This window comes from uncultured Arcanobacterium sp. (genome assembly GCF_947253055.1).
GTDB lineage: Bacteria > Actinomycetota > Actinomycetes > Actinomycetales > Actinomycetaceae > Arcanobacterium_A.
On record NZ_CAMXYE010000049.1, the window covers coordinates 1 to 10976 of the forward strand.

Consider the following 10976-nt stretch of genomic DNA (forward strand, 5'->3'; position numbering starts at 1 on the left):
ACTTTTGCCCGTGGGCGGTAATTTGTGCTTGTAGATTTCTGCCGATTATCACCTCATAGGGATTTACACCCGCCGAGTGAAGTATTTGTTGCGGGCTCTGAAGAGTTTCTAAGACTTTTTCCACTACAAAAGCAGCTGGGCGGGAATCAGAAAAAAATGTGCAAGTAGCTAAATCACGATAATAATGCATGCGTTCACGGCGCAATTTTTGCATTTCAGCTTCTGCATTAGTAGTGAAAATAGGGCGCTGGGTGCGCGATTTTTGCACGCGCGCTGCGAGCACTTGGTCAGCGGCGTCAATTAAAAATACTCGCTGCCCCTTTAAAGCGGCACGGGTATCGGGATTTAGTATGGCACCTCCCCCGAGCGAAAGTATCCCGCTAAAATCGGTGAGTGCAGAAATAATTGCTTGGGATTCGACACGGCGAAATTCTTTTTCTCCCGCCGTCGCGAAAATTTCGGCAATACTGCGGCCAGTTTTTTCTCTAATCAAAGTATCGGAATCGCGGAAAGCTACTCCGAGCCGGCGGGCCACCAACCGCCCGACGGTAGATTTACCGGCTCCCGGCATACCGATAAAAATAACTTTTGGCTGCATTTTATTTTCTTTCTGGAGGAATCGCGGCTTGAAAACTCGCTAAATTACGGCGTACTTCCACGAGGCTATCTCCCCCAAATTTTTCGACCATAGCTTCGGCCAGCACGAGAGCTAACATTGCCTCTCCGATTATACTTCCAGGTACTATGGCGGTGGTATCGGAACGCTGATGAATAGCCGTTGCTTCGGCTCCAGTGCTGATATCGATAGTGCGCAGAGCTCGAGGTACAGTAGAGATAGGTTTAAAGGCGATTCGCACTACCAAGGCAGCTCCATTCGATATACCGCCTTCAATTCCACCGGCATTATTACTGAGCCGCTCTAGATGATCTGCTTCCTTGATTATTTCATCGTGGGCGTTAGTTCCATACTGAGCAGCTGCCGCAAATCCAGCGCCTATTTCCACCCCTTTTACAGCCGGGATAGACATCATTGCCGCAGCTACTTTAGCGTCTAATCTATTGGCCGGTACCGCGTAGGTACCTAATCCGATGGGGACTCCCTCGGCAGTTATTTCTGCGATTCCTCCCACAGTATCGCCACTTTTTTGGGCTTTATCTATTTCAGTGCAAAAAAGTGCTTCTGTATTTGCATCGAGAGTGCGCACCGGAGAAGCATCTAGGGCGGGAATATCTGCCGCGGTGGCAGTCCGATAATTTTCCGCTGCCACTTTACCTACTCGAACTATCTGTGAAGTAATTTTTATACCGGCCGCTTGCTCTAAAAAACTGGCGGCTAGAGATCCGAGTACCACTCGTGCCGCTGTTTCGCGCGCGGAAGCCCGCTCAAGTACGGGGCGTATATCTGTAAAACCATATTTATTCATTCCCGCTAAATCGGCATGCCCGGGGCGCGGGCACGTCAACGGTTTTCCCCGTGGGAGTTCTCGCTCATCTCCGCGGCCATTTTCTAACTCTAAAGCGGAAGCAGTAGGCTGCGGATTCATAACAGTTTTCCATTTTTCCCATTCGGGATTGGCGATTTCGATAGCGATAGGAGATCCAATACTCTTCCCCTGGATGAGGCCACTTAAAATTTTTATTTCATCATTTTCAAATTTTTGCCGGCTTCCCCGCCCGTAGCCGACTCGCCGACGGTATAACGCATTTTTAATATCGCGTTCCGAGATTTCTACTCCGGCGGGCATTCCTTCTAAAAGTGCTATTAAGGATTGCCCGTGTGATTCTCCTGCCGTACTCCAACGCATCATACTTCCATAATGCCATGCGCCAATAAAAAATTCTGCCTAGATAGCTCCGCTAAATACTTAAACTAATGCCAGAGCAAGGAACCAGCCAGTAAAAATAGCGGGCCCGAGCGCAAAAGAATTTTTAGAGGCTTTAGGTAAAGAAGCTTTACAGTGTCGATAGCTAATTTTACTAATTGCTAAGAGAGCGGCGGCAACAAAAGTGTAAAACACCGTATAAAAAGCGGCAGCGGGTACGTAGAGAAAACTAAAAGTGCTGGTGGCTGCCAACAGTGGCACATCGCCTTTTCCTAGGCCGCCACACTTGGAAAGGAAAGTGAAAATGCCCTGAAGAGAACTCAAAATCAGCAGGGCAAATGCGAGTTGTAAGAGGGAAAATATATTTTTTCTCCAGCCAATTCCGCTGCTGAGTAGCAGGCTGAAAATAACTGCATAAGTCCAAATGTGCAGCAAATATCCGCGGCGATAATCGATATAGGCATTTATGCCGCAAGGAATACCGAAAGCTAGGGAGTTGCTAAGCCAAAATAGCGAAAAATTTTTCCCCCAACTGAGCAGTAAAATAATTCCTCCGAGCGCACCGATGAGCAGAAAAAATTGGCCGGTATTTAAGCAACCCAGCGTTAAATTATGAGTAACAGTAGCGCCAATATGGGGAACTTTTTTCTGGCGTCTATCGGGCATAGAGTGCATAGCGTAAGTATAAAAATTTGCCAGAGTGAAAATCGCTGGCGAAATTAACTGTGGAAAGTACGGGCGTTTTTGGTGGCTGTAGACATCTAAAGTACTTGTCGCATTTGCTCCACATCTGGATCTTTACCAGTGAAAAGCCGCATCTGTAAAATAGCTTGATGTAAAAGCATTAATTTACCAGGTATTACGCTCCCGCCTGCCGCTTGCCATGCTGCCACTAAACGGCTCGGATAAGGATCGTAAGCCACGTCTAATAAAAATTTTCCCGTTAAATCAGTGCCAGCAAGTTGCGCGGCGATTTCGTCCGCCACGCCCGCCGGCAAAGTAGAAATAAGTAAATCAGTATCTTGAATATGCTCCGGCGCAGCCGCTAGTAGATGAGTAGATAGCGATACTCCCAGATTATGTGCAGTGGCAAATACAGTACCAGGCCCAGCCAGACGGCGGGCGCAAACTTCAATCTCCGCCACCTTTAGCTGTGCTAAAGCGGCTAATGCCGAAGAGGCCGTAGCACCAGAACCGAGTATAAGCGCTTTTTTATAGCTACGGCCGGGGGCGATTTCCGTAATCGCATTTACTATTCCCCCGATATCGGTATTAAATCCGATAAACATACGGCTTTTTCCCAGTGGCTGGCAAATAAGAGTATTTACTACCTGCACTTTTTGGGCCAAGTCGTCAGCCATATCCGCACAGTTAAAGGCTTCCCGTTTCAGCGGCATAGTGACGGCGAAACCATCCCACTTGGTACCCGCTTTTTCCAAGAAATCGGCTAATTCTCCGGCCGAAATTTTTATTTTAGAAAAATCGCTAATTCCCGCGCCCGCCGCATATAGACGAGGAGAGAGAGAATGCGCTATGGGATCGCCCAGTACGGCTCCGCGCATATTTCCTACCTATTTGCTTTTTTCGTCGTGATTATTTTCAAACCACTTCCGGAATTCTTGCACATTTTTATTGTGCTCTTCGATGTTATCGGTAAATTTCGTCTCTCCCGTATGCAGATTTATCGTCACGAAATAAATCCAATTTCCCGCGGGCGGATTAATCGCAGCCTTAATAGCACTAATAGAAGGATTAGAAATAGGAGCTGGCGGTAATCCCGGGTGCTTATAAGTGTTATACGGATTATCTGATTCTAGATCGCTCTGGGTAGGTACTCCTCCGCTCTTTCCTACTCCATAGAGTACAGTAGAATCCATCTGCAGATATCCGTGGGCTTCGCCGCTTTGTGCCAAACGATTTTCTATTACGCGAGCTACTTTTCCGTAATGTTCCGGCCAGTTCACTTCGCGCTCCACTATCGAAGCTATCAATATGTATTGCTGCCAGCTATCTTTCGGAACTCCTAAACTCTGCATTTCTTTAATGCGCTCTTCTACCAGCTGGGAAAGGGCTGCTTGCGCAGTGGTACCCGGAGCATACTCATAGGTCTTCGGAGCGAGCCAACCTTCTAAATTGCCTCCTGCTTCTTTTGGTAGACCCAATGCGGCAGGATCAGCAGCGGCCGCTTTTATTTCTTCTAAAGGTAGTGAAAGCACATTAGCTAGCCGCTCATAGATTTGCTGCGCCGTGAAGCCTTCCGGAATAGTGACCGTCAATTCGGCGCGGTTTGCCGGAGCTAATAGAGCTGCTACCGCATTTGCCGCCGACATTTTTTTCTGTAATTTATAGCTACCAGCCTGAATAGACCCCGCTTTGGGATTTTTATTAAAAGCCTTAATAAAGGCCATCTGCGAAGCCACCACATCCTCTTTATAAAGAATATTGGCAATATCGGCTCCTAAAGATCCCTCAGGAATATCCACCACTACTACTTCACCATTACCGCTACCTTCATAATCGGGAATATTTCTACTGGAAATAAAATCGCGGGCTTTAGGTAATACCACTACTGCGCCACAGACCACCAAGGCCGTGACGATGCAGAGTATGATTGCGGTGCGAAAATTCCCGCGCGAAGCAGAATTTTTATTTTTCACTGGTGTGTCCTTTCACCGAAAGACCTGGTTGCCGGCCGGTACGGCGTGCAAAATCAAGAGCACTCTCTAAAATAATAACTGCTGCAGCTTGATCTACAAGTGGTTTATGCTTTATTTCTCGTAATCCGGCTTCCTGCAATTGCCGATGTGCACTTACGCTGCTGAGCCTCTCATCGATCATTCGCACGGGAATTGGCGCGATCATTTTCGCTAAACGCTGCGCCCATTTTTGGGCATTGCGAGCGGTACTTCCGATACTTCCGTCCATATTCAGGGGTAATCCCACATAGACTGCGCAGACATCTTCTTGGGAAATAATATCTAATACGCCCGTTATATCGTCTTGCCCGCGGCGAAAAGTACCTACCGGCAGCGCCAAAATCGCCTCATGATCAGTCTTCGCGATGCCGACTCGTACTTTTCCTACGTCGACGGCGATGCGCACTCCCGGCTTTAGAGATTTTTCGCCACTCCCGCCAGCTTCATTTTCAATAGCGTTTTCGATATCGCTTTCCCCATTTATCATTGATTTTCCAGAAAATCCCTAATTGCTTTTGCGGCAGCTGATATCTTTTGTACATCGATTCCGCCGCCTTGGGCGAGATCCGGCTTTCCGCCGCCGCCACCGCCTAAAACTTTCGCCGCTAAAGCTACCAATGCTCCCGCCTTCACTCCAGCTTTTTGCGCAGCAGGAGTGAGTGCCACTACGAGCAGTGGTTTATCTTTTACGATTCCGAAAAGTGCCACTACAGCTGGTTTTTCCCCGAGCCGATTGCGCACTTCTATGGCCGCAGTCCGCAGTTCATCGGCATTGGCAAGCTTTTGGAAATTATGTGCATAGAGCTGCAAATTTTTAATCTGGCGGCCCTTTTCTAAAATTTCTCCATAAGTGGCCGTCAGCTGGGCCTGCCGCAAAGCAGTTATTTCTTTTTCAGCTTGCTTTAAGCGCTCCAACAAAGCACTAATATGCTCCGGCAAGGCAGCTGGCTGTACCTGCACTAAGGTGCTGAGCTGGGAAAGCAATGCGCGCTCTTTCGCTCCTTCCGCATAAGCTCCTGCCCCTACCAGTGCTTCTACCCGGCGCACGCCGGAGCCGATAGAAGATTCTCCCAGAATCGAGACTAAACCGAGTTCTCCAGTTTGCGCTACATGCGTACCGGCGCAGAATTCGCGCGACCATGCATCGTCAATAGAAACTACGCGCACTTTTTTGCCATATTTTTCTCCAAATAGTGCCATTGCGCCGAGCTGTTTCGCAGCGTCAATATCCATCACCTGCGCACCTACCGGCAAATTTTCCTGGAGCCGTTCATTGATGCGCTGCTCTATTTCTGTGAGCATGTTCGGAGAAATTTTTGCGCCATGGCGAAAATCAAAACGCAAGCGTGAAGGAGAATTCTCCGAACCGGCCTGCGTGGCTTGATCTCCTAAAAATTCGTGCAACACTTTATGCAACATATGAGTGGCAGTATGAGCCTGCGCAATTTGGAGACGGCGGTCGGTATCGATTTGCGCATAGACGGTATCCTCTATCGCAATCGCGCCCTCAAGTAAATGCCCGCGATGCAGGAATAAACCTTTTATCGGCATCTGCACATCGTCTACTTCGAGGAGTCCACCCCCGGCAATTCGGATTGTGCCGTGATCGGCTAATTGACCGCCCTGCTCGGCATAGAAAGGAGTACGGTCAAGGACCACCTCTATTTCCGCCGGTGCTTCTGCCGCCGGCACCGGTTTTCCATCCGCTAAAATGCCGATTACTTTTCCCTCTGCCGCACTTTCTCGATACCCTAAAAATTCGGTATCTCCGCCATTTTTTGCTTGGAAAGCGTGGAATACTGAAGCGTCGATGTGGCCAGTTTTTTTCGCTTGAGCATCAGCTCGAGCGCGCTCTTTCTGCTCTTGCATAAATTTGCGGAATCCCTTTTCATCCACTTTTACGCCCTGCTCCTGCGCCATCTCCAGGGTTAAATCAATGGGAAATCCGTAGGTATCGTGTAACTCAAAGGCATCCTTTCCGCTGAGTTCACCGCTCTTTTGCTTCGCTTTCGCTACCGCTACATCAAAAATCTGGGTTCCGGCCACTAGGGTACGCCGGAAAGATTCTTCTTCTCCGTAAGCGATACTAGAAATAGTGGAAAAATTCTGCTCTACTTGCGGATATATTTCTTTCATCGCATCTTTCGACACCGGTAAAAGCACCGGTAAAGCTGGAGCATCTACTCCGAGTAAACGCACCGAGCGCACAGCGCGGCGGATCAAGCGCCGCAGCACGTAGCCACGCCCGTCATTACCGGGGCGGACACCATCCGCAATAAGCATAAGTGCAGAGCGAATATGGTCGGCAATAATACGCATTTGTACATCCGCTGCCGGATCTGTTCCGTATTGCTTTCCAGTCAATTCGCTAGTGGCAGCAATTACTGGATATACCTGGTCCGTTTCATACATATTTTCTTTACCTTGGAGCAAATAAGCAATGCGCTCCAAGCCTGCACCAGTATCCACGGCACGCTTATCGAGCTTTCCGAGTAATTCATAATTACTACCTTCGCCCGCTCCACGCATATATTCATCGAATACCAGATTCCATATTTCCAGATAGCGATCGCCGCCGGGATCTACGCTACCTCCCACTGCTTCGGGGCCATACGCGGGGCCGCGATCATAGTGGATTTCTACGCAGGGACCAGCTGGGCCCGGTTGACCGGTAGACCAGAATATTTCCGAGCGCGTCAATTGCACCAGGTGGCGCTCATCTACACCAATTTCTCGATTGAGAATTCGATATGCTTCTGCGTCTTCATTCCAGAGGGAAAACCACAGTTTATCTCCGGAGAGACCAAATCCTCCCTGCGCGGGATCACTAGTCAATAGTTCCCAGGCAAAATGCAGAGCTTCTTTTTTGAAATAATCACCGAAAGAAAAATTTCCGCACATTTGAAAGAATGTGCCGTGGCGAGTAGTGAGCCCAACGTTGTCGATGTCGTTAGTGCGAATACATTTTTGTACCGAAGCCACTCGCGGATAAGGTGGCTGCGCAGTGCCCGTAATGTAGGGAATAAAAGGAACCATACCGGCGATGGTGAATAAAATAGAAGGATCAGGAGATATTAGAGAAGCACTTTCCGCTATCTGGTGATCCTGCCGGCGGAAATAATCCAACCAGCGCTGATATATTTCTACACTGCGCATTAGAAATCCTTCATATTATTTTTATAAATACTGCTTTTATTGCCACTTATTGAATCGCTATTTATCAGCCGGGGAATCTTCGGTTGCGCCGTCTTCTCCATACATGGATGGAAGCTCACCACTCGGAGCAGCATCTCCTCCGCGCCCAAATACGTTTTTCACTTTTTCTGCTCCGCGGCGCGCCGCTAAGAAAGGCGCTCCGACGGTGGACGTGACCAAAGTAGTCATAGCCGAAATATCTTCCGAAGTACGAGCAGCCGCATCGGTGATTACGTCGAGCTTCTTCACCTGATTATTAGCTTCCGCTACGGTATTTACCGCTTCATCGATAGCGGGAAGTGTGTGTTCGGTTAGTTCGCGGAGCGATTCTGCTAAGCGATCGAGCACGCCAGAAAGCTTCCGGAGTGGACGGATGGAAAAATATACTAATACTAAAAATGCGAGGGCAGCGAGAATACCTGCAATCTGCCCGAGAGATATAGGAGCCATAGTACCTACCTTATAGTAATAAGTGAGTAAAAAAGCGCACCACGATAAAGGTCGCGGTGCGCTTTAATCTAAAGATGCATTCTAGCGAGAATAGTGCTCGACGACCATCTGTACATCACAAATGACCGGCACTTCTGCTCGCTTCGGCCGGCGCACCAGCTCAAAGCGCAACTTCTCCAGCTCTACCCGCAAGTATTCCGGAACTGCCGGCAATACATCGGCATGCTGACCTTGCGCGGCTACCAAGAACTGCGCAGAAGCTTGCGAACGCGGCTTCACCTGCACAATCATTCCAGGCTGTACCCGGAAGGAGGGGCGATCTACGATATTGCCGTCTACCATAATGTGACGGTGTACCACTACCTGGCGAGCCTGCGCAATGGTGCGTGCAAAGCCCGCCCGCAGTACCAGCGCATCTAAACGCATTTCCAGCAATTCGATTAAGTTCTCGCCGGCCATACCATCTTCTCGGCGGGCTTCATTCCAGGCCCGGCGCATTTGCGCTTCTCTAAGACCGTACTGGGCACGCAAACGCTGCTTTTCCTTTAACCGCACCGAATAATCGGATTCTTTTACGCGGCCCCGCCCATGCTCACCGGGGCGATAAGGGCGCCGCTGCATATAACGCTCCGCTTTCGGAGTGAGGGCAATGCCCAAGGCGCGCGATTGGCGTACTAATTTACGAGCTCTATTTTGTGCCATATTTATATTCTCCTGTCGACTGTTAAGGCACAGCTTTTTAGCTGCGGAATCAACCATTTGGCTAAGATTCCAGGATTGCTCCGGTTCAGAGCAACTCCCCTATGGTATCACTGCTCTTTACCTAAAGCCTTATTTATATTGTGTAAAAACTGGGTGATATTCGCCTCGTATCCGCGCGTAGTAGGTTCGTAGTAGCGCGTATTCTTTAAAGAATCGGGCAGATATTGCTGCTGTGCAATAGCACCGGGTATATCGTGGGCATAAATATAGGAGAGCTGAGAAGGAAGCCGGCTTTCCGCTGCGATGCGAGAAGCCGCAGCACTTTTATCCCATAGATGCACCGGCACTTCCCCACTTTTACCCGCTTTTACATCCGCTATGGCCGCATCGATTGCCAAATAAGCCCGGTTTGATTTAGGCGCAGTGGCGAGGTGTACTACTGCTTCGGCAAGAATTATGCGCGCTTCCGGCATTCCCACTAAAGCCACGGCCTGCGCCGCAGCTGTGGCGGTCTGTAAGGCAGAAGGATCTGCCATTCCAATATCTTCTGCTGCGGATATCATTAAACGGCGCGCAATAAAACGAGGATCTTCTCCGGCCACTATCATTCGTGCTAAATAATGCAAGGCTGCATCTACATCTGAACCACGAATTGACTTAATAAAAGCAGAAATCACATTATAGTGCTGGTCGCCGCTGCGATCATAGCGCACCGCATAGGTATCAACTGCAGTGGCCACTTTTTCGGTGGTTATTTTCTTTCCGCCTTGCCCAGCTGCCGCTTCTAAAATAGTTAAAGCGCGCCGCCCGTCATTGCCCGCTAGCTGTACGATGGCAGCTAGCGCGGCGGGCTCGATGGTAATTTTTCCTCCGTAACCACGACTATCGATGAGAGCACGCTGTAAAAGATTTTCAATATCTGCTGCCTGGAGTGGGTGCAAAGTAAGGAGTAAAGAGCGGGAAAGCAAAGGAGGAATCACGGAAAAAGAAGGATTTTCGGTGGTGGCACCGATGAAAATTACCCATCTATTTTCCACAGCGGGCAATAAAGCATCTTGTTGAGTTTTGGAGAAGCGATGTATTTCGTCTACGAAAAGTACAGTTTCTTTTCCATCTGTATATAGACGGCGCTTGGCCTCTTCAATCACCGCGCGTAATTCTTTTACTCCCGCCGTCACTGCGGAGATCTCTACAAAAGCTCGCCCCGAACTACCTGCACATAAATAAGCTAAAGTAGTTTTTCCCGTACCGGGTGGCCCCCAGAGAAAAATAGCGCTCGGAGCGCTGCCGTCATTTTCTATCAATCGGCGCAGTGGCCCGCCAGCTTGTAAAATATGCTCCTGCCCCACTACTTCAGAAATGGCGCGTGGGCGCATTCGCACTGCAAGCGGGGCATGAGTATCAGCTGGGGTGCCATCGGCGTTCAGAGCTGCATTGGTAAATAGATCCACTCTCCCATTCTAAATAGAATTTATTTCTTTTCTATACAGTTCACTAAGAGCGGCAGATAACACCACTTCACTAAGAACAGCAGATAACACCACTGCGTAATAATGAAAAACTAAAGTGGTGAACTTTGGTATATCTTCTCATTTAAATAAGAGTTCACGTAAATAAAAGTTCACGATAGTATGATAGGTATGTTTAGATTTCTCGGGAAAAATGTATCGCGGCATCCGTGGATTTTCATTATTGCTTGGATAGTTTTAGTGGTATTGGGTGCCGGTAGTGCATTGTGGGGATTCGGGCAAGGCAATCTTTTTTCCCGTATGGAAACTAATAAATCTATGGTGCCGGGTTCGGAATCCGATAAGGTAGTCCAGGCAATAGCTAAGAACAATAACGACGAAGAAATCGTCGCCGTGATATCGGGAATTCCACTTGTGCTGGCGGAATCTGAAACTGCCAATTTACGTACGCAGCTCCAAGAAATTTCTGGAGTAAAAGAAGTGGTAGATCCACTTACGATTGAAAAATTCTTTCAACAGCAAATGGCTACCGAAAAGCAAAAACAATTGGAGCAAGCTCTAAAGACGGCGGAACCGCAGATAGCTGCGGAAGTAGAAAAACGAATTGAGCCCCGCCGCCCTGCACTTGAGCAGCTTCCTCC

The 10976-nt window shown here is 48.8% G+C and carries 11 protein-coding genes; 1 reads left to right on the forward strand and 10 read right to left on the reverse strand.

The window, feature by feature from the left end:
* The 10 genes from Q0X35_RS04380 to Q0X35_RS04425 form a co-directional block, all read right to left on the reverse strand.
* Positions 1-598: shikimate kinase (locus Q0X35_RS04380; RefSeq protein WP_297565945.1), on the reverse strand; the 598-nt coding region annotated here is incomplete at its 3' end.
* Between the two features lies 1 nt (position 599).
* A complete protein-coding gene (aroC, locus tag Q0X35_RS04385) occupies positions 600-1808 on the reverse strand; it encodes a chorismate synthase (protein ID WP_297565947.1) in 1209 nt (402 codons plus the stop codon).
* A 57-nt stretch (positions 1809-1865) separates the two neighbouring features.
* Positions 1866-2498 carry a hypothetical protein gene (locus Q0X35_RS04390; protein WP_297565949.1) on the reverse strand — a complete coding sequence of 211 codons (633 nt, stop codon included), beginning with the start codon at positions 2496-2498 and terminating at the stop codon, positions 1866-1868.
* Positions 2499-2584: 86 nt separating this feature from the next.
* Positions 2585-3385, reverse strand: a complete 801-nt coding sequence (locus Q0X35_RS04395; RefSeq protein WP_297565951.1) for a shikimate dehydrogenase — start codon at positions 3383-3385, stop codon at positions 2585-2587.
* Between the two features lie 9 nt (positions 3386-3394).
* Positions 3395-4480: an endolytic transglycosylase MltG gene (gene mltG / locus Q0X35_RS04400; RefSeq protein WP_297565953.1), complete on the reverse strand. Its 1086-nt coding sequence runs from the start codon at positions 4478-4480 to the stop codon at positions 3395-3397.
* Positions 4470-5006 carry a Holliday junction resolvase RuvX gene (gene ruvX, locus Q0X35_RS04405; RefSeq protein WP_297565955.1) on the reverse strand — a complete coding sequence of 179 codons (537 nt, stop codon included), beginning with the start codon at positions 5004-5006 and terminating at the stop codon, positions 4470-4472. The genes mltG and ruvX overlap by 11 nt, the downstream gene beginning before the upstream one ends.
* Positions 5003-7675 (reverse strand): alanine--tRNA ligase, encoded by a 2673-nt coding sequence (gene alaS, locus Q0X35_RS04410; RefSeq protein ID WP_297565957.1) that lies wholly within the window; start codon positions 7673-7675, stop codon positions 5003-5005. Before alaS ends, ruvX begins: the two co-directional genes overlap by 4 nt.
* 57 nt (positions 7676-7732) lie before the next feature.
* Positions 7733-8164 carry a DUF948 domain-containing protein gene (locus Q0X35_RS04415; RefSeq protein ID WP_297565958.1) on the reverse strand — a complete coding sequence of 144 codons (432 nt, stop codon included), beginning with the start codon at positions 8162-8164 and terminating at the stop codon, positions 7733-7735.
* An 81-nt stretch (positions 8165-8245) separates the two neighbouring features.
* Positions 8246-8866: a 30S ribosomal protein S4 gene (rpsD, locus tag Q0X35_RS04420; protein WP_297565960.1), complete on the reverse strand. Its 621-nt coding sequence runs from the start codon at positions 8864-8866 to the stop codon at positions 8246-8248.
* 107 nt (positions 8867-8973) lie between these two features.
* Positions 8974-10317, reverse strand: a complete 1344-nt coding sequence (locus Q0X35_RS04425; protein ID WP_297565963.1) for a replication-associated recombination protein A — start codon at positions 10315-10317, stop codon at positions 8974-8976.
* 189 nt (positions 10318-10506) lie between these two features.
* On the opposite strand from Q0X35_RS04425, the gene Q0X35_RS04430 reads away from it, so the two are divergent.
* The coding region (locus Q0X35_RS04430) for a hypothetical protein (RefSeq protein WP_297565965.1) at positions 10507-10976 on the forward strand (470 nt) is incomplete at its 3' end.